Origin of the sequence: Micromonospora sp. NPDC005173, assembly GCF_040608515.1 — a bacterium.
Classification (GTDB): domain Bacteria; phylum Actinomycetota; class Actinomycetes; order Mycobacteriales; family Micromonosporaceae; genus Micromonospora.
Window position 1 is genome coordinate 1 of record NZ_JBEXIK010000036.1, and the last position, 19,500, is coordinate 19,500.

At 67.1% G+C, this 19,500-nt stretch carries 15 protein-coding genes and 3 pseudogenes; 11 read left to right on the forward strand and 7 right to left on the reverse strand.

Going from position 1 to position 19,500, the window contains the following annotated elements; translation table 11 throughout:
- Positions 1 to 203: pseudogene (locus ABZV00_RS28385) on the forward strand (MFS transporter); the annotation flags it as partial.
- A 409-nt stretch (positions 204 to 612) separates the two neighbouring features.
- On the opposite strand, the gene ABZV00_RS28390 reads toward ABZV00_RS28385, so the two are convergent.
- A complete protein-coding gene (locus ABZV00_RS28390; RefSeq protein ID WP_136725630.1) occupies positions 613 to 1,278 on the reverse strand; it encodes a TetR/AcrR family transcriptional regulator in 666 nt (221 codons plus the stop codon).
- Between the two features lie 110 nt (positions 1,279 to 1,388).
- On the opposite strand from ABZV00_RS28390, the gene ABZV00_RS28395 reads away from it, so the two are divergent.
- A complete protein-coding gene (locus ABZV00_RS28395) occupies positions 1,389 to 2,336 on the forward strand; it encodes an SDR family NAD(P)-dependent oxidoreductase (RefSeq protein WP_355611532.1) in 948 nt (315 codons plus the stop codon).
- Here ABZV00_RS28395 and ABZV00_RS28400 read toward each other — a convergent pair.
- Positions 2,288 to 2,536, reverse strand: a pseudogene (locus tag ABZV00_RS28400) (VOC family protein); the annotation flags it as partial. The gene ABZV00_RS28395 and the pseudogene ABZV00_RS28400 overlap by 49 nt on opposite strands.
- A 362-nt stretch (positions 2,537 to 2,898) precedes the next feature.
- Here ABZV00_RS28400 and ABZV00_RS28405 point away from each other — a divergent pair.
- On the forward strand, positions 2,899 to 3,231 hold the full coding sequence (locus ABZV00_RS28405) for a PadR family transcriptional regulator (protein ID WP_328414369.1): 333 nt from the start codon (positions 2,899 to 2,901) through the stop codon (positions 3,229 to 3,231).
- The gene (locus ABZV00_RS28410) at positions 3,228 to 4,172 is read left to right on the forward strand and encodes a hypothetical protein (protein WP_355611535.1); all 945 of its coding nucleotides are present in this window, start codon (positions 3,228 to 3,230) and stop codon (positions 4,170 to 4,172) included. The genes ABZV00_RS28405 and ABZV00_RS28410 overlap by 4 nt, the downstream gene beginning before the upstream one ends.
- Here ABZV00_RS28410 and ABZV00_RS28415 read toward each other — a convergent pair.
- Entirely contained in the window at positions 4,169 to 5,041 is an 873-nt protein-coding gene (locus ABZV00_RS28415) for a transposase family protein (protein WP_355611538.1), read from the reverse strand. The genes ABZV00_RS28410 and ABZV00_RS28415 overlap by 4 nt on opposite strands.
- A 138-nt stretch (positions 5,042 to 5,179) precedes the next feature.
- Entirely contained in the window at positions 5,180 to 5,716 is a 537-nt protein-coding gene (locus ABZV00_RS28420) for an isochorismatase family protein (RefSeq protein ID WP_355611541.1), read from the reverse strand.
- Between the two features lie 757 nt (positions 5,717 to 6,473).
- On the opposite strand from ABZV00_RS28420, the gene ABZV00_RS28425 reads away from it, so the two are divergent.
- Positions 6,474 to 8,702 (forward strand): UvrD-helicase domain-containing protein, encoded by a 2,229-nt coding sequence (locus ABZV00_RS28425; RefSeq protein WP_355611544.1) that lies wholly within the window; start codon positions 6,474 to 6,476, stop codon positions 8,700 to 8,702.
- 273 nt (positions 8,703 to 8,975) lie between these two features.
- On the opposite strand, the gene ABZV00_RS28430 is transcribed toward ABZV00_RS28425, so the two are convergent.
- On the reverse strand, positions 8,976 to 9,953 hold the full coding sequence (locus ABZV00_RS28430; RefSeq protein WP_328414351.1) for a helix-turn-helix domain-containing protein: 978 nt from the start codon (positions 9,951 to 9,953) through the stop codon (positions 8,976 to 8,978).
- Positions 9,954 to 10,010: 57 nt separating this feature from the next.
- Here ABZV00_RS28430 and ABZV00_RS28435 point away from each other — a divergent pair, with 57 nt between their 5' ends.
- The 3 genes from ABZV00_RS28435 (at position 10,011) to ABZV00_RS28445 (ending at position 12,936) form a co-directional block, all read left to right on the forward strand.
- A complete protein-coding gene (locus ABZV00_RS28435) occupies positions 10,011 to 11,279 on the forward strand; it encodes an MFS transporter (protein WP_355611548.1) in 1,269 nt (422 codons plus the stop codon).
- A gap of 459 nt (positions 11,280 to 11,738) precedes the next feature.
- Entirely contained in the window at positions 11,739 to 12,512 is a 774-nt protein-coding gene (locus ABZV00_RS28440; protein WP_355611551.1) for an ArsR family transcriptional regulator, read from the forward strand.
- A 13-nt stretch (positions 12,513 to 12,525) separates the two neighbouring features.
- Entirely contained in the window at positions 12,526 to 12,936 is a 411-nt protein-coding gene (locus ABZV00_RS28445; RefSeq protein WP_355611554.1) for a VOC family protein, read from the forward strand.
- A 318-nt stretch (positions 12,937 to 13,254) separates the two neighbouring features.
- Here ABZV00_RS28445 and ABZV00_RS28450 read toward each other — a convergent pair whose 3' ends face one another.
- Both ABZV00_RS28450 and ABZV00_RS28455 read right to left on the reverse strand, forming a co-directional pair.
- The gene (locus tag ABZV00_RS28450; protein ID WP_355611556.1) at positions 13,255 to 13,635 is read right to left on the reverse strand and encodes a transposase family protein; all 381 of its coding nucleotides are present in this window, start codon (positions 13,633 to 13,635) and stop codon (positions 13,255 to 13,257) included.
- Positions 13,636 to 13,825: 190 nt separating this feature from the next.
- Positions 13,826 to 16,759 (reverse strand): M20/M25/M40 family metallo-hydrolase, encoded by a 2,934-nt coding sequence (locus ABZV00_RS28455; RefSeq protein ID WP_355611559.1) that lies wholly within the window; start codon positions 16,757 to 16,759, stop codon positions 13,826 to 13,828.
- 513 nt (positions 16,760 to 17,272) lie between these two features.
- Here ABZV00_RS28455 and ABZV00_RS28460 point away from each other — a divergent pair.
- The 3 genes and pseudogenes from ABZV00_RS28460 to ABZV00_RS28470 all read left to right on the forward strand — a co-directional run.
- Positions 17,273 to 17,497, forward strand: a pseudogene (locus tag ABZV00_RS28460) (site-specific integrase); the annotation flags it as partial.
- A 401-nt stretch (positions 17,498 to 17,898) separates the two neighbouring features.
- On the forward strand, positions 17,899 to 18,789 hold the full coding sequence (locus ABZV00_RS28465) for a helix-turn-helix domain-containing protein (protein WP_355611562.1): 891 nt from the start codon (positions 17,899 to 17,901) through the stop codon (positions 18,787 to 18,789).
- Between the two features lie 63 nt (positions 18,790 to 18,852).
- On the forward strand, positions 18,853 to 19,434 hold the full coding sequence (locus ABZV00_RS28470; RefSeq protein WP_355611656.1) for a dihydrofolate reductase family protein: 582 nt from the start codon (positions 18,853 to 18,855) through the stop codon (positions 19,432 to 19,434).
- The last annotated feature ends 66 nt before the right edge of the window (positions 19,435 to 19,500 follow it).

Sequence of the window (19,500 nt, forward strand, 5' to 3'; positions counted from 1 at the left end):
GATCACTGCTCGGCGGTGCCCTCCTGCCCACCTCGGGCGCACGCCCGCTGGCACTCGTCGGCGGGCTGCTCACGCTGGTCGCCCTCACACTGCTCGCCGTAGACGCGTGGCGGGGCCGCACCGCCGGGCCAGCGCCGACCGCCACCCGACCCTCGTTCAGTGTCCGTATGCGTCGTACGCCTTCCAGTCCTCGACCGGAGTGAGCGGAACTGGTGCGGGCCGCTCCACCACCGTCGTCAGCTCGATCCGCTGGCCTTCGGCTGCCGACTGGATCAGGGTGGTCATCGTTTCGAGTACGTGCAGCCCGACGTCGCCGCCAGCGCGCGGCGGACGCCAGCGCGTCGGCGAGCCTCATCACCGCGATAGCCGGTCTGCTGGCAGTCGTCAAAATGGTGGGTGATCATTGATGCCAGACACCGAGGCATGGCTCCTGGGCGGTCCTGCCGACGGCCGCATCACGCCGATCGAGCTCGACGCCCGGGACAGCTGCCCGCAGCACTGGCGCTACACCAGAGCGGGGTCCATGTCGGCGCCGACAACCAGCCGAACCCGGTCACTCCGCATCGATGCGCGAGAAATGCAGAGGTTTTGGCCTGTCCAGTGCAACGCAGGTCAGCGGCGGGGCAGCACGCCCAGGAGGGTTGCGGTCAGGGCCAGCTTCAAGTAGTCCTTCAGCTCCAGGTGGAAGCGGGCCAGGTCGGGCTCGGCCTGGTAGGCCGCCTGCAGGCTGGGTGGGGGTGTGCTGTACGCCGACAGCGCGCCGGCCATGACCATGGTTTGCAGGCTGAACAGTGTTGCGTTCTCGCCCAGCTCCGGCAGGTACTTCTGGATCAGGGCGGTCATGGTTGTCAGGCGGTCCAGGGAGGCGCGCTTGTAGCGTGCTACGACCTCGACGGAGACGTTGTGTTCCAGGACGCTGCCCTGTGCGCCGAAGAGGTCGCACAGCACCACTCGGCCGGAGAGCGAACGGCTGAGGATCTCGGCCACCGCTGCCGCCCGCTCGGCCATGGGTAGATTTTCGTCGATGCCGGCAGCCAACTCGCCTGCCAGTTCCGTCAGCCACTCCTGCAGGAAGTGGTCCAGCAGTTCTAGCAGCACCGCCTCGCGAGACTCGAAGTAGCGCAGCACGTTCGGCTTCGCCAGGCCTACCCGGCGGCTGAGCTCGTTCAGGGTGACCGCGGCCACGGGCATCTCGTCGAGCATCGCCGACGCCATGTCGAGGATGGCCCGTCGGCGGATCTCCCGCTGCTCTTCGGTTCGCGCCCGCTGGAAAGTCACGATCACCAGCCTAACTTAGGTACCTGCGGTACGTTGACAACGTACCGAAAGTACTTTAACGTCGTCGGCACAAGATACCTCTGGTACGTTAGTTACGTTGGGAGCCTGACATGAGCGAGAAGTGGACGACGGCGAACATTCCGGACCAGCGCGGACGGGTGGCCGTGGTGACCGGGGCCAACACCGGACTGGGGTACGAGACCGCCAAGGCGCTCGCCGAGCGCGGGGCGTCCGTCGTCCTCGCCGTGCGCAACGTCGAGAAGGGCGAGCAGGCCGCGGCCCGCATGACCGGCGACGTGACCGTGCAGGCGCTGGACCTGACCTCGCTCGACTCCGTCCGGACCGCGGCGGCGGCGCTGCGGTCCCGGCTCGACCGGATCGACCTGCTGATCAACAACGCCGGCGTGATGTACACCCCGAAGCAGACCACCCGGGACGGCTTCGAGATGCAGTTCGCCACCAACCACCTCGGCCACTTCGCGCTCACCGGGCTGCTGCTGGACCTGATGCTGCCGGTGCCCGGCTCCCGCGTGGTGACGGTCAGCAGCACCGGCCACCGCATCCGGGCCGCGATCCACTTCGACGACCTGCAGTGGGAGCGGTCGTACAGCCGGGCCGCCGCCTATGGCCAGTCCAAGCTGGCCAACCTGATGTTCACCTACGAGCTGCAGCGCCGGCTCGCCACGCACGGCACCACCGTCGCGATGGCCGCGCACCCCGGCATGTCCAGCACCGAGCTCGCCCGCAACACCCCCGCGGTCCTCCGGCTTCCGCTCACCTGGCTCGCGCCGCTGATCACCCAGACGCCAGCGATGGGCGCGCTGCCGACCCTGCGCGCCGCCACCGACCCCGCCGCGCTCGGCGGCCAGTACTACGGTCCCGGCGGACGCAACGAGGTCATGGGCCACCCCCGGCTGGTCACGTCCAGCCCGCAGTCGTACGAGGTAGCCGTCCAGCAGCGGCTGTGGGCCGTCTCCGAAGACCTCACCGGGGTGAAGTTCCCCGTCGCTCAGTCCAAGCAGAACTCGCTTCCCTCCGGATCGACCATCACGATGTAGCCCGCGCTGGTAGGAGGCGCCGGCTCGTCGCGGCGCAAGCGGGTGGCGCCGAGACCGACGAGGCGCTCGCACTCCGCTTCGAGGGCGGCCATCCGCTCGTCGCCGTGCAGGCCGGGTGCGGCGCGTACGTCCAGGTGCAGGCGGCACTTGGCGGTCTTGCCCTCGGGGACCTGCTGAAAGAAGATCCGAGGACGCACGCCCTCAGGGGGTCCTCCAGGGCCGATCGGGTGTTGTACTGCTCCACCGGGACGCCATGGCGCAGGAGTAACTCGGACCAGACGGCACCGGCCTTGCTGTACAGCCCCACGGACCACGCCAGTTGTGCAATGGATCATAAGTGCTGTCTTTGGTCATGGCCGAACCCTTCTGGCCTCGACTGGGCGTGCGGAGTTGCCGTACCAGTCCTGCTCGTTTGCGGGCGGTTGGGTCCACTGGGGTCACTTCCGCCGATGTCGCTGTGGCGGCAGTTGAGGGCCGCGGGCCGAGGAGGCGGACCGAGCGTGGCGCTCCCACTCTGCCGCGCAACCTTGCTGTATTCACCTTGACTGAATATTCTGATGTCATGACTATCCGCGAACAGAGCTATTTTGCGCTCGCCGCGCTGATGGACGGCCCACTCCACGGATACGCGATCATTAAACGCGCCGAGGAACTGTCGCGCGGTCGGGTACGCATGGCGGCTGGCACCCTCTATGCGGCACTCGACCGGCTCAGCGCCGAAGGGCTTCTACGCGTAGCTGACGAGGAGGTGGTCAACGGGCGTGCCCGGCGCTACTACAACCTCACGGACGAGGGCGTTGCCGTGCTCCGCGCCGAGGCCGATCGGATGATCCAGGCTGCGCGCGTGGTGATCGACCGACCGGCGCTGCGCGTTCGGACGGTGAGACCGGCATGACTCAGGAGGTACTTGAGGCGCGGTACCGGCTGCTGCTGTGGGCGTACCCGAAGCGCTACCGGCGTGAGCGCGGCGCTGAGATGATCGGCACGCTCATGGAGGCGGCCGGCCCTGATCAGCAGCGCCCAACGGCGCGGGAGGGGGCGATGCTGGTCCTACGGGGATTGCAGACCCGTGCCAGGACGCACGACGCACGTTCGACAAGCCAGGGCTTGCGTGGGTCGCTGCGCCTGGCTGTGCTCCTGCTGCTGGTGTATGCCACGGCCGGCAGCCTGGCTGAGACCGGCAGAGTCCTTCCCCGCATCGTCACCGACGGCGTGGATTACCCGTCTGAGCTCATCTATCCACTGGTAACCGTCATCGCCGCCTTGGCGGTCGTCGCGGTAGCCGGCGGGCGATACGTACTGGGCCTGCTGGCAACGCTTAGCGCGCTCGCTGCTGCGCTGGTCGTTTTGGGCCTCGCCTTGGTCGGCGTAGACAGCGTCACCGGTGAGCGCCACTATCCGCCGATCGAGTTCATCCGCGAAGTCGCCATGACTGACTCGACCCTCTGGCCGCTGCCACTCGCCGTGCTGTTGATCGTGCCGTTGATCCTCTGGCCGGCGCCGGGCACGCGGCGGCCAGTGGCCTGGCTGCTCGCCGTGCCGGTCGCGGTGTTTCTGCTGCCCACGGACTACGACGTGACGATCGGCCTGCAACCGGGGGCCACCGTCGTCGTGATGGCCGGTTTCCTGCTATGGGTTGCCGTCGATGCCCGGGCGACCATCGCGGCCGGGGTGCTCCTCATCCCACTGATCATCGCCATGCTGTCGCTCAGAGCCCTGGGCGCCTGGGGTCAGCCCGAGGTTCTCGGCGCCACGTGGTTCTGGTCGGTCGTCATCGGGGCCATCGCCCTGCTAACCGCCGGTGCCCTCGGCCTCCGCCGCCAAGCCCGCGCCTAGCAGGCCCCGCGCCACATCGGTGTCGGGTGTGGCGACAGGCTAGTCGTCGGGAAAGCCCAGGTTCGGTAGATTTCGAGTCCGGTGACGGTGTGTAGTACTTCGGGGAAGTCGGTGAGGCGTCCGCGCCAGCCGGTGTCGAGGACTTTCCAGTTGACCAGGTGGGCGATGGCCCCGCCGCGCGGGCGCTGTTGATGGCGGTGTTGCAGGCGCGTTGGACGCCGGTCAGGTCGGCCCCGCGGGGTTTGCGGATGCCGGTGATCGCGCCGGTGCCCAGGTAGCCGAGGTCGGCGAGCATGCCGGGGCCCGCCGGGTTCGAGGTGGCTGGCCCACCGGTCGGCGATGCCGGACTCGGCCAAGGCTTTGCTGTCGTGGCGGGCACCGGGCACCGGTAGGCCGGTGTCGACCAGCCGGCCGGCAAGGTCCGATACGGCTTGGATGTTCAACCCGCAGGTGTGGCGCTTGCCGGAGAACAGGTCGCTCACGCCGGTGCGGTTATCGGTCGGGGCCAGGAACCCGTCAACCAGCACCGCCGATCGTTTCGCCTGGAGCCGTACCTGGCCGGCGCCCTCGGCGGTGGCCGCGCGTAGCAGCGGCCGCAACCGGCACACGATCCGGAACACGGTGGACTGCGAGCAGCCGAACAACTCGCCGGCCACGGCCTGGGACTCGTTGCGGCGCATGAGAAACAGCGTCAGCACGACGGCCCGGTACAGGCCCAGCACCCGCCGCCGGCCCCGAACCGGCTGCGACACCCCGTCCAGCAAGCCGAACACGACGCTCGCCAACTCGGCGACCTGATCGCCGCGTAGCCCGGTCATGGCCGGGCAACGCGGCGGCTGCCCTTCGATGATCTCTGCGGTCCACACCACCCAAGTGATCTATTCCCGGGCGGTTACCGTTACCTGCAGTGACACCCATGTGCTTGACCACAGTAGACCCACCACCCGCTTCCGGTGGGAATCGCCGAGCGAGGTGAGAATCCGGCAGTGCAGTACGGGTGACAGGCGTCAACTGAGCCGATCGAGCACCTCGTCAGTGGTGACGACTTCGCCGAACCGCGGCAAGACCACCGTCAGCGCGTGGTCATGCTCCGCCGCCGTCATGCCGCTCATCGCATCGGCCGTGAAGATGACCTCAAACCCGTGATCGGACGCAGCGCGCGCGGTCGACTCGACGCCCATCGTCGTGGCAATGCCGACCATGACCACTGTGTTCACGCCGCAGTCCCGCAGCTGGTCGGCCAAGCCTGTGCCATAGAACGCGCCGATAGTCTGCTTCACCACAGCGATGTCGCCGGGCTGCGGCTGCATCTCCGGGACGAACCCGCTGCCGGGCGGCTGCTCGGCGACGCCCGGCCGATCCACCCGGACCAGCACCACGGTTCCGCCTGCCCGGCGGAACGCTGTCACCAGACGGCTTGCCCGGGCCACCACGTCGGCGCCCTTGTGGGGACCCAAGTCCTGCTCGACGATACGCGGCATCAGGTCCACAACGATCAGCGCAGTGCGTCCGGCGAGGAACGGCTTGGTAAGGGGTGAGGGCATCTCGCGACCCTAACACCCTGGCAGGCACGGCATAACCGCCGTCAACAGCAGCCGTCGCAGGCGAGTGTGCGTCATCGCAACGTGACCAACCGGAACACCCTCCACACCGGCTGGCGCGGACACCTCACCGACTTCCTTAGAGACTACGGGGCGTCACCGGACTCGGGATCTACCGCACCTGGCGATAAGCCCTTCTGAATAGCGCTCATAGTCACTCAATTAGTCACCCAGGTACGACAAAGGAGCCGTCTCGATCTTTCGAGATGGCCCCTCACCTGCGTCGCGACGGCCGGATTCGAACCGACGACCCGTTCCATGCCGTGTCTTACCGCCTCATCCGCCCGTTGCGATCCCCTCGGTTTACCGGGCTCGTTACCGCGGATCGTCAAGCACACCCCATGCCAGCCAGTCCAGACGAACTCACCGAGCCCTACACCCCATCCGACCCTAAGGCGGAAGAGCACCTTCATTGGCTGGAACAACGTCTCGGCCCCTCCCAATGGTGCTGTCGTCGTGGATCCGCATCGTGGGCGTGTGGTTGGTCGAAGGGCCACCCGCAGATCAGATAAGGACCGAACTGTCAATAAGCGAATCAAGATTGGGTGAGGCCACAAGCGACCCGGAACTGCAAGGCATTGAGATCCCCATCTCTGCCGGCGGAGTTCCTGGCCGACAAGGGAAACCAGCCCTATGCTTGCCGCCGGAATGCACTGCGGCTCGTCCGGGCCGAGGGGAACACCAATACAAGGATTTGCGAATGCGCCGGAAGTCTGCTCTGAACAACGGCACTGCTGGCGTCAGCGAAATAACACCGGACGGCGAACCGCCGACCTCTACCGCAGAGGGCGTCGCGCGCCGATCCGCGGTCGCCGAGGAACAGGCGTTTCTCGACTTGGCCACGGCCCGGCGCGACAGGCTGGCCGACCACCTGCAGGTCGAGCTTTCGTCAGAGGCCCTGGACGCGTTGGAACGGGCCCGGCAGCGCATGCTCCGCCAGCAGTACGAAGAGCTACGGCGAGCACGGGAAGGGTTGGTCTTCGGCCGCCTCGACGGCCTTGATGGCACCGTGCGACACGTAGGCCGTGTCGGTCTCCGCAACGATGGCGAGGACAGTGAGCCACTGCTGGTCGATTGGCGCGCTCCCGCAGCTCGGCCGTTCTACACCGCGACGGCTGTCGACCCACAAGGTCAGGCACGGCGCCGTCACATACGCACGACGGGATCGACCGTCGCCGGCGTGGACGACGAGCCACTGGACGGGACCATAACGGCGGAACTCGTCGGTGAAGGCGCTCTTCTTGCCGCCCTCGACCAGCGGCGCACCGGCCGCATGTCGACGGCGATCTCCACGCTGCAACGCGAACAGGACGACATCATCCGGGCTGAGGCGACCGGCCCGCTCATCGTTCAGGGCGGTCCCGGCACCGGTAAGACCGTGGTTGCTCTGCACCGCGTCGCCTACCTGCTGTTCGCCCACCGAAAGATGGCCGACCAAGCGGTCCTGGTCCTCGGCCCCTCACCGCGGTTCCTCCAGTACATCGGCCAGGTGCTACCCGCGCTCGGTGAGACCGCCGTCGTCTCGGCGACCTGCGACACTCTACTGACCGAGGTCCGCGTGGGCCGCGACGAGAGCCGGCTTCTCGCCGAAATCAAGGGCCGCGCCCTCTGGCAGCCCGCGCTCGAAAACTACGTCACGTCGCTGCTCCCCCGGCCACGCGAGCTGAAGCTGCGCTGGGAGGGCGAGTTCTACGTCATCACAGCCGCAACGGTGGCGCAGGCGCTCGCCTCGGCGGTGCAGGGACGCCCGTACCACCGCGCCCGCGCAGCGTTCGCCGAGCAGTTGCACCACCTCCTTGCCGAAGTCGTCGTCGAGCAGCGCGAGGCGCTGATGGACGAGATGGAGGAGGGCTTCGAGGACATCCTCGCCCGCGTCGACAGGGGCATGCGGCATGACCACCACTCCGGCAGGACGTCCACCGGCAGTGACATCGACGGATTGTTCTCCGAGGAGGAGATCGATCAACTCCGTCTTCGTATCGCCGAGAACGCCACCATCGCCCGGTTTATCGAGGCATGGTGGCCCACCCTCGACGCCGAAACCCTGCTGGGTGATCTCCTGACCGACCGCACCCTGCTGGCCCGGTTCGCCCCGCAACTGTCCCCGGAGGAGATCACCGCTGTCTCGGCCGAGCCCGCCCCATGGGCATCGAGCGACATTGCCCTGCTCGACGCCCTCGCCGACCTGCTCGGCGAGGTCGACGCCCCGCAACCACAGGGCGAGTTCGTCGCCGACCGCGCTCGCCGGCAGCGCGGCTGGGTGTATGGCCACGTCGTCATCGACGAGGCGCAAGAGCTGTCCGAGATGCAGTGGCACATGGTCCTACGGCGCTGTCCCAGTCGATCCATCACCGCCGTCGGCGACATCGACCAGGCGGAGGCAGCGCACCGGCACACCAGCTGGGCACAAGCGGTGCAGGCTGTTTTCGGAGACCGCTGGACCGCCGCGGAACTGACCATCTGCTACCGGACCCCACGTGAGGTTATGGACCTCACCGAACCGGTCTTGACGAAAGCTGGCAGCCACAACACTCCGCCACGGGCGGTACGCTCCTCCGGCATCGCCCCCTGGGAGCTCACGATCACGTCCGCCGAGCTTGCCGACGCCGCCGCCCAAGCTGCGCGACGGCTGCAGCAACGGTGGCATGGTGGCACGGTCGGCGTCATCGCCCCCGCGGACCGCATCGCCGAACTCCTAGCCGTGCTGAGTGATGTGCCAGTGCTCACCGCAACCCAGTCCAAGGGATTGGAATGGGACGCGACGCTACTCATCGACCCCCAGGGCATCGCCGCTGAGCCGCGCGGCTGGAACGGCCTCTACGTCGCGCTCACCCGATGCACCCAGGAACTCGGACAGCTGATACTCACGCAGCAATCGCGACACCCTGGGACAACATCTCCAGATGTTGGGCGTGTCCTCGGGACGTGAGGATCGTCCTGTCTGAACGTAAGGAGGGGTGAGCAGCCGCCGTGGATCGCCTCTGACGAGCTGTGGGCCGAGATCGCGCCGCTGTTACCGCCTCGACCACCACGGCGGCGCCGCTAACCCTGGTCGCAAGCCCTTGATGACCGCGAGGTGCCTACCCCAGGTGTCGTTGGGTACGACCTCGCAGGAGCTGACGGCAGGCATCGCCACCCTGTTCGAGGGGTTACTCGCCGCCCGTCCGCTGTCGGCACCGCGATCGTCGGCCCGCCAAACAGTTCACCCCGGCCAGGAGGCAGGGTCGGGCGCTACCACGCGGTCACCGAGCGGGGAACGGCGGTAGAGCACGGACCGGCCGTCGCGTACCCCGACAAGCAGACCACCGTCGCGCAGCGCGCGCAGGTGCTGGTTGACCGCAGTTGGCGTGACGCCGAGGCGGGACGCGAGTTCGGTGGATGACGCCGGCGTCTCCAACGCGACGAGCAGACCGGCCCGGACAACGCCCAGCAGAGCCGCCAACGCGCCCGGCGCGGCCAACGGCTGCGGCTCCCACAGCGTCGCCACCCCACGCCCCGCATAGATGATCATCGGCGGTTCGGCTTCGGAGGCCGGCGTCGATGCGTTGAGCGTCCAGAGGCTCGGCACGAGGGTCAGGCCGCCGTTGGTCGCCCGCGTGTATTGCAGACGGGATCGCAGCCGCACCTCGACGGTCGCGTCGACGAGCCGGACTGCAGGCGAGAGCCCGTTGAACATTGCCGCAAGTCCGTGTTGGGAGATCTGCCGCGCGCGGAACGTCACATCGCCCTCAAGTAGCGCCCGCATGCGCGGCCAGTGCGGCGCAAAGCAGTGCCGCCAGTAGCCGGCCAGGGCATCGATGATCCTGGACAGCACCCGAGGGACGGGACCACGCAACGCGCGGGGCAGCGACCCCGCACTGTGCACGGCCCGCAGGTCGCGGACGACCACGGCCGGGTCGATGGTGGCCAGCCTCGCCAGTTCATCATCGAAGTGGGTCAGCGGGGAGGACGGCCGGGGATTGAGGAAGTCAGGCGTCCAAAGTCTCGAATCAGTCAGGGCCAGCAGTGTCTCGTGGTCCAGCGCGCTTCGCGACTCGTTGACGGAGCGCACCCAACGCAAATGCAAGGGATACCGACCCGGGTCTCGCCACGCCCGCAGCGACAGCACCACTTCGTTGAGTGGCGACACCGCGAACCGGACATCAGCCAAGTCGTTATCGACCAACTCATAGCGGACCATGAAGCACAACGCTACATCGTTGGCGGCAAGGGACCGGACAGTGCGACAACTGCAATCATGCTTCCCGCAACGGTCCGGCGGCCGTCCATCACTGAGTGGCTTGCCCCATACCTGAACCCGGTCGACCCAACCGCTCGGGCGCTGACCTGGTCGACGATCGCGTCCTCACTGTCAAAGGGCGTGTTCTTCAGCGTCAGCGTGCTGTACTTCACGCGCGTGGCCGGCTTCCCCGCCACGACCGTCGGGCTCGGGCTGACCATCGCCGGATGCCTCGGGGTCGGAGCGGCACTGGGCGCCGGCTACCTTGCCCGGGCGATCGGCGCGCGGCAGGTGATGGTTCTGGCCACCGCCGGACAGGGTGTAGCGCTGCTTGCTTACCTGTTGGCCCGGACGCCGGCTGCGTTCGTCGTCGTCGCGAGCGTCGCGGTCTGCGGACAGGCCATGCAGCGCACCGCACTCACGACGATGATTGCGGAGTCCTTCACCGCGGCAGACCGGCTAGCTGTGAGGGCCCGGCTGCGGGTCGTGATGAATGTCTTCATCGCCCTGGGGACCGCGCTGGCGGCGATTGCCCTCGCCATCGACACGAGACCCGCGTACCAGGTGGCCATGCTGGCCACCGGAGCGTTGACGCTCGTCGCGGCCTACACGCTCGTCCGGGCGCGGTGGCAGCCCCAGGCGACCCACGTAGACACCGACCCTAGACGGCGGACCCAATCCGGTCGGCCAATGCGACGCTCACCGCTGCGAGACCGCACCTATCTGGCGATCACTGCCCTCTACGCGCTCCTATCCATGCAGTTCGGATTATTGACGGTCGGGATGCCACTGTGGGTCGTTGGCCATACCCAGACGCCAGCGGTGACCGTGGCGGTGCTGCTGGCCGCGAACACCGCCATCGTGTCGGTCCTGCAGCTCTGGGCGGCACACCGAACAACCGACCTGCATTCCTCCGGCCGCGCAATCGCGCAGGCCGGCGCACTCCTGGCGCTCGCCTGCGCCCTGTACTCCATCGCCGCTTGCGGCTCACTCGCGATCGCCGTGGCCGTCCTGGTCCTCGCAGCCATCGCGCACAGTCTCGCGGAGATCCTCTCCGAGGCCGGCAGCTGGACACTCGCCTTCGAACTGGCCGACCCTGCCAACGCCGGCGCCTACCAGGGCGTCAGCCAGACCGGCGCAGCACTCGGCGCCATGCTCGCGCCGCTCGTCGTCACCGCCGCCATCGAACACGGCGCGGCGGGCTGGGCCATCCTCGCCGCCGTCTTTCTTGCCGCAGCGCTGATGACCCAGGCGCTTATCAGGGCTCGCGAAGGCCGCATGGCATGAATCAGCGCGGCCCAATTACTCAAGTCCGGCCATGCGAGGGCACTGCGAGCGGGACATCGCAATACAAGGCGGCAAGCATGCCTGCCGAAGTTGTGGCCCCAGGGTCAAGGTGCACCATGAAGCGACCCCTCAAGATCGACGTGGTCCCCAGGTCAAGTCCAATACTCTGGATCATGCCCGTGACTTGCGTCGGGACGGCCGGATTCGACCCGACGACCCCTTGACCCCCAGGCAACGACTCCCCCTTCGTTGAGCTGGCGTTGCTGAGCCTCCAACCTGCGCGAATGGTCCGCCGTCGTCCGTGGTTGTCCGGCCGTGTTCGCACCCGTAGTCACTCAGTTAGGCACTCACCTTGACACCGCCAGCCTGGCTGCTATCGCCATGGGCTAGGGCTCGGCCACCACCCATGTCCTCAACACGTGGTTACTCCATCAAGCCTGTTTGATGTATCTTGCTGTCATGGCGTCGTCGAATCAAGCCGCCCCGGCGTTTGTGCGCTTGGCGGCCCATCCGCTGCGGTGGCGGCTGCTGACCGAACTCGCCGACAGCGACTACCGGGTCCGGGAGTTGGTGACGCTGATGGGTGAGCCGCAGAACCTGGTCTCCTACCATTTGCGCCTGCTGCGTGACGGCGGGCTGGTCACCGCCACACGCAGCAGCTTCGACGGCCGCGACAGCTACTACCACCTGGATCTGGACCGCTGCGCAGATGCGCTGGCCGAATCCGGCTCCGCGCTGCACCCGGCGCTGCACCGGGAGCATGCGCCGCGCATACCACTGGTCGACCTGCGGCGCTCGCCCCGCGTCGGCGTGCTGTTCGTGTGCACTGGCAACGGCGCGCGCTCACCGATCGCCGAGGCCCTGCTACGCCATCGCGCCGGCGGCCAGGTCGAGGTGGCCAGCGCCGGCAGCCGGCCCAAGCCCCGCCTTCATCCCAACGCCGTACGGCTGCTGCGCGAAGCGTTCGGCATCGACATCATCGGCCAGCGCCCCCGACACTTAGACACGGTGATCGGCCGCCGGTTCGACTACGTGATCAGCTTGTGCGACAAGGCCCGCGAGGCCTGCCCTGACTTTCCGGACCATCCTCGGCGGGTGCACTGGAGCATCTCCGACCCCGCCACGGCCGGCGACACCGACCAAGCCAGCTACCCCGCCTTCCAGCAGACCGCGGCCGACATCGACACCCGCATCAGACACCTGCTGCCCGTACTCACCGCCGCCCGCCCTTGAAGGAGATTCAGCAGTGACAACACCCGACCAGTACGCCAGTGTCCGCTACCTCGTTGATGACGTACAGACGGCCGTGGACTTCTACACCACCCATCTCGGCTTCACCCTGAACACCAGCGCCGCGCCCGCCTTCGCAGACGTGGTGCGCGGCCCGTTGCGGCTGCTGCTGTCCGGGCCAACCAGCTCGGGCGCCCGCGCCACCCCCGACGACGCGACCAACGCCGGACGCAACCGCATCCATCTGATCATCGACGACCTGGATGCCGAGATCGACCGACTGCACAGCACGGGACTGTCGTTCCGCAGCGACGTGGTTACTGGTCCCGGTGGCCGCCAAATCCTGCTCACCGACCCCGCCGGCAACCTCATCGAACTGTTCCAACCCGCCCACCGAGTGGGTGCACCCACACCGGCCGCACTCTGACCGGGACACTGCCGCTACGGCGGAGTTGGACTTCGCGGTCGAAGAAATCTCTGCTGATGAGCTCGAACGCTGTGGGCCGAATGCGGCCTGGGCCTCATACGTTGAAGCGGAACTTAGAGCCCTCGTCCCGCCACCAGCGGAAACGGCTCCGGACACCTGCTCACGCGGCACCTCAGGCTGCCATGGATGCTCACTGCTTGACGACGTTTCACGGTGCCTTGTGCCCCATGTGTGCCCCAAGGTCGGCGCGAGTTAGTAGCGTTCGCAGTGTGATGCCCTCGGCAGCCGGTGCCTCGCTTCCGCCCTCATGGCGGTCGATCACGCAGACGGCAGCGTCGACATGGGCTCCAAGAGCCAGCTGCTGATGGCGGCGGTGAGCAGATCCGGGTCCAGAGCCTGCAACAACCGGCGGATCATCGCCTCGGACGGGCGCCGGTCCGGGGTGATGCCCAACGCGAGAGCGGTCGCGGCCGGCACGTCAGCGATCCACTCGGCGATCGCGGCGTACGAGCGGTAGCCGGCCACCACGGCACACAAGTCAGCAGCGACGACGACCGTCAGCCGGTGCCGTACCCCGCGGCGGGCGCGGGGATCCGGCAGACCCGCCAACGCCGCGGGCAGCCCGGCAGCGGCTTCGGGCACGGTGACAGCCGGTGCGTCGGAGAAGGACGAGATCAGCGATGATGGCAGCGCGGGCATGACTCACTTCGGACGATCAATAAGGCGTAGGAACCTCGATGATCATCTGAACCGGTCATGCCCGCCCTGCTACCACCAGCACGGGCGCGTCTACACCAACCACATCAAGCCGGGCACCCTCACGACTTTGCCGGGGCCCTGCACCGCGCATGCCCTCTCGTCCGCGCGCTGAACTTCCGGTTCACACGCGTCACACGATGGAGATCGACCGCACCTGGGTGTTGCCCTTGGTTTCGACGTATACCTTGTAATCGCCGACGGTGTAAGTGCCAGCAGCGTTGTTGTCGATGGTGAACGTGGTCGTCAGAGGAGACTCGCTGCCGTCGATGTGGGTCTGCTTCACCGTGATGGTCAACTCGTTCTTGTTGCCCTTCAACTTCTTCACGACCGCCGACGGCTTCGCATCGGTGACGGCGTTGGCGACTGTCACGTAGACCGCGTCGGGTGAGGAGAACTCCGCGTTCTTCTGCCCATCACCGAAGGTGAAGAAGCCCCGTTGTTCGGTGGCCCCGCGACCGGGGAACGGATCAGGGTTTGAGGCCAAGTACGTCGGATTGACCGTGTACAGGTCCGTCTTGGAATCCGCGAGGACGCCCTGCACCCCGGTGTACGGGGCATCGGTGATCGCGAGGTTGACCGACAGGTAGATGGCGTCGGGGTTGTTGGCCGAGATGCGCGAGGAGAAGTACTTGTCCGCACTCTGCCCCGCAGGAACGGCCAGCGGCACAACCGCGTCGCCGACGAGAATGTTGAACTGGAAGTCGCCGTAGCCGCCGGCGACGAACTTCGCCCAAGCCGCGTCCGACATGTGGTCGGGGCGCTCCACCTTGAACTCCAGACGCATCGGCGCCACGTACGTGTTGTTCAGGTACTCGGTGTCGGTCAGGGGCAAGTAGACCCCTCCCGGGGCGTGCCCCAGTGCGAAAGCCGACGCCGTCGGGGCCGAGTTGCCGCGCCCGTTCCACATCGGGATGTTGAACGAGGTGGCGCCGAGCAGGGCCTGGTTGCCCAACTGGCTCGTGCCGACAGCGGCCGACGCGTCCTTGTAGGTTCCGATCGTGACGTCGAGCAGGTCGAGGTCCGCCCGGTCGGCGTTCAGCCCAGGGATGCTTGCCGACATGAACTTGGCACCGGCGGGCCCGGAGTACCGGGCCATCTCCAGCATGCCATCGGCCATGATCTTGGTCATCTGCACTGCCGAGTCGACCTTCATCCGCTCGTTGGCCGTGTGCCACCAGCGCTCGTTACCCGGGATGACGGCGCCGAAGGCGGTCATCTTATTGCGGAAACTGCTGGCCAGGGTGCCACCGGTCGTGCCCTGCGGATAGACCACGTCCCTGAGGGAATATGGATCCGCGAACTCCTCCGGATTGCGGTCGATCGAGGCTTCGTAGCTCCCGAACTGAAGAGCCGTCAGCGGGTTGTCGTGAGTAACGTACAACCCGGCGCCGACGGGCGAGCCGAGGTTGCCGATGGTGAACCCCTTCGCCTGGAAGGCGGCCGTGACCGCCGCCGTTGCCTGGCCGGAATCAGCCGCGGTGACGTGCATGCTGCGCACATACATCGGCATGCTGAGACTGCCGGAGGCGTCCGTGTAAAAGCTCGTCGGGGTCTCTGAATTGATGCCTCCCATGAGGGCAAAGGTCAGGTTCGGCGTGCCGTTGCTCGGGTTGCGCAACAGGCTCGCCGGGATGCCCATGTACTTGCCGATATAGGCTTCGCCTTCGACACCGTCGCGGAAGAACAGGTCGGCGATGCCGTCGGCGGCCTTCTTCAATTGCATGTCGGCGGCCGTGGTCCCCAATGCGCCGAGTCCCTTGGAGAGGAGGAACATTCCCCACACGATGGCATTCTTGCCGTACTGCGGGGTCGGCATCTCCATCGCCACATCGGTGTTGATCTCCAGCGTGAGCGAGTCGCCGGTGATCGTGGTCTGCACCTTGGGCGTGGTGCGGGGAGCAGCCGGGAGCCAACCCTTCGTGGTCGCGGCAGCGGTGATCGCCGACACGAATCGGTCGCGCTCGGCAGAGCCGGCCCCCGCCACGTCGAGGGTGAAAATGGCCCGCGAGGCGATCTGCGTGGTGCTGCCGTAGGCGATGTCCTTGAGCGTCGGGTCGCCTTCGCGCCGGGTGACGCCGGCTGTGGCATCCGTCAACCGGAAGGCCTTGGTGCTGTCTGCGGACAAGCTCATCGACACCGACGGGGTCACCGATCCGGAGTTGCCGACGATGACCGGGAACCGCGAGTCGGAGGTGTAGCCCGCGATCGGGATCTCCTCCCGGTTGAGGTTCTTGTAGGCCCAGTTGTCGTAGAAGCTCGGGTTCGAGTTGTACGGGATGGACTGGAAGGTGGCGGTGTTCGTCGTCGAGGGCGTGCCGGGACCGCCGTCTTCGTAGATTCCCATGACGATGCGGATGCGTCGGTCGAGGGGCAACCCCGCCTCGAGCAGCGCCTTGGCCGCGAGCAGCGTCGCCAGGGTCGGGCCGCTGTCGTCCTGCAGGCCCGCCCCGTAGACCCAGCCGTCCTGGACATAGGGCGAGTGGTACGCACCAGGAGTGCCGAGGTTGCCATCGGCGTCCCGCCAGCGCGCCAGCTGGGCTGGCGAAACGGAAGCCGTCGGCGAGTCGAGGTGGCTCAACGCCATGACCATCTCCGGGGCGTCCGGGTCACCGATCTCTGCGTAGACGTACTTGTCGGGCTGGCGTTGGACGACCACCGGGAAACCCAGGTCGGTGGCCAGCTTGACCACCCAGGCGAGCTTGGCGACCTTGCGGTCGTACTCGTTCTGGTTGGCTTCGGTGTTGCTGACCGGGAAGGGGTACGCCGTCGCGGCCGTGCCGCCTCGGGAGATGGAGTCGTAGCTCGACCCGTCCAGCATCGCCCCGATCAGACTGAGCGGGTCGTAGGTGCCGTCCCCCGCCCGCGCGATGTTGACGCGCCCAGCCAACGCCTCGACTTCCGCGTGGATCGCGTCGCGCTCGGCGTCGGTCACCGACAGATCGTAGGTGGCGCTCGGCTGGAAGCGCTCCTCGCCGACGCTGGTCGCGGACGCGTCAGCCGCTACACCCATGGACAGGAGCAATGACATGCCAAGTGTCATTGCAAGAGGTTTCTTCCGCAGCACCGTGATCTCCCTGAATGGTCAGACCAAAAAACGTCGGATGAATTTCGTTGTACGCGAGACACTTTCAGGCGCTTCCCAGCTTGTCAATGAGCCTTTCTGAGCAACGGTTGTAGCGCTGCGTGACCAGGTGGTGCGGTGCGGTCGTGTTCGAAGTGGAGGACGACGAGCGCGGCGGACACAAACATCGATACTTTCAAGGGGTGACTGAACAGGGGGATCCTCGATGCCCCCCATCGAAAGTTTTCACGGGGGCACCCACCCAGCCCCCCATTGATACTTTTCAAGGCCTCCCATCGATGTTTCCTAGGGAGTCACCTCGTTCATTCAGGGGCTTCAAGATAGGTGGTTACCTCTTTTTCGATGGCCCCCCATGAATCGGGGCGGCCCTCTCGACGGCTGCGCAGAGCAGACAGCCACCGCGCGCCCCATTGCGCGGCCCTGTAGTCAACGCTGCGGGCCGACCGTCGCCCGACACACCGTCAGCCACCGATCGGCGTACCGCTTGCCTCCGATATGGAGGTTCGGGCCGGCCGGGAACATCCCTGCCGGGCGCGGGTTCGGTGGGTCGACGCGACGACCAAGCGCCGCCTGTCCAAGTCAACATCGGTGGCGACACCGGAAGAGGCGCACGCGTGGATCGACGCAATGGTCAGCGCGGCGCAAGGAGGCGTCGACCCGGTGGCCGCGACAAAGCGACTGGCCGAGTACGGCGAGAGCGTGATGACGCTGGCGCTGCGACCGTGCAGCTGGTTGAGGGCGGCGATCCGGGCCTTAACCGCTCCTCGACGGGCCACCCGCAGGGCACGGATCGCCTCGACCGGTCCGGTACGGATCTTCGGGACACCAACGGCCTGCCCGGACAGGGCCGCGGGCGGCGGCGAGGGCATCGATCGGACTTGCCTTTGCTCCGGCGAGTCTTGCGGTCCGGACGGTCGATCTCCACCACGGTGATGCGCGACACGCTCAAGCACCTCGCCAGGCCAGCGCCGCAGGCACCGGTGCCCTCCACCCCAACCTTCACGACCCGGCCGAAGGACGCAGCCAGGACAGCAACTGCTGATATCCGGCCCTTCACAACGTGGGGTGTAGTTGGGGACCGAAATGCGCCGGGGCGCCCGTCAGGGATCGGCGCCGGCTCGATGCTGGCGGCGGCGCGTGATGCCGGATGGGCCGTCGGCAATGATGTCGGCGTGGAGTATGTATCCAGGGTGCCCGGTCCGCCGCTGGACGGGCTGATCGACGACCTCTACTACCTGGAGGGCGCCCCGCCGTACTCCCGGTTGATGCTGCCGGCGGCGCCCGCGCCATTGCTCATCGTCAACCTCGGGGCGCCGTTTCTCATCCGCGCAGGCACCGACGTAGACGCCGTGGAGTACGCCGACGGCTGCGCGGTCACCACGCCCACGCGTGCGTGGGAGTTCAGTTACCCAACCCCGACCCGGTCCGTGGGCGTCCACTTCAGGCCGTGGGGCCTGGCACCGTTCCTTCCGATGCCCGCGGCCGAGTTGTGCGACCGACCTGCGACGGTGGAGCGGATCTGGGGCCAGCCCGCTATCGCTGAATTGCGACACCGACTGACCTTGGCGAACGCACCGCACGAAATGCTGATGTTGCTCGAGGAGGAACTGGTGCGACGGCTGCGGGTGATCGACGGTCTTGACCTGGTCCGCCAAATGAGCAGCGCCGTCGCGGCGACAGGCGGGACAGTGCCGATCAGCGACATCGGTGTGGCGGCCCGCGCCAGCAGCACGTACTTGGCGAAGCGGTTCAAGGCCGTAGTCGGTGTCACGCCAAAACGGCTGGCTCGCAGCTACCGCTTCAGCTCCACCGTGTTGGCGCTCGACGTCGCTGCACCGATCGACTGGGGAGACGTTGCCGCTGGCGCGGGCTACTTCGACCAGGCCCACTTCGTGCGCGAGTTCCGGGAGTTCACCGGGCTCACGCCGACCCGGTACGCCGAAGTCCGGCGGCGATTCCTGCGCGATCATCCCGACCACGTCCTGGACGGCTGGCCGCTCCCAGCCGATTGATTTCGTACAAGAGCGACAGCTCACGCCGCACAAGACTTGGGACTCCAAACAGAGGAGGAATCCATGGGGAAAGTGGTCATGAACGCGTCGGTTTCGGTGGATGGTTACATCGCGGCTGAGAACGACGATCCCGGTCCGATCTTCGAGTGGCTGGTCAGCGGTGACGTGCCGTTGGACGACAGTGGCGTTCTGAAGGTGTCGCAGGCTTCGTTCGACTACGTCCGGCCGTACTGGGACGAGGTCGGGGTGACCATTGCCGGCCGTCACGCCTTCGACATCACCGACGGCTGGGATGGGACGCCTCCGAGTGGGATCGACCATGTGGTCGTGGTGAGTCACCGTGGTGCGCCCGAGGGCTGGGACCTCCAGGCGCCGTTCCACTTTGTCGACGGCATCGAGGCGGCCGTGGCCAAGGCGCGGGAGCTTGCGGGTGACCGCACTGTCGAGTTCGCTGCTGGCGACGTCGGCAGCCAGGCGCTCGCCGCAGGTTGGGTCGACGAGGTACGCATGGACGTCGCACCCGTCGTGCTCGGGTCCGGTAAGCGTTACTTCGGCTCCGTCGACGCGCAGCACCTGCTGGAAGGCCCAAACGTAGTTGTTCAGGGCAACCGGGTGCTTCACCTGCGCTATCGGGTGCGCCGTTGACCGATCTGAGTGGGTACGCGAAGAACACCGCTGCGACGGTGACACGAGATCGGGCGTCCGGCTGCG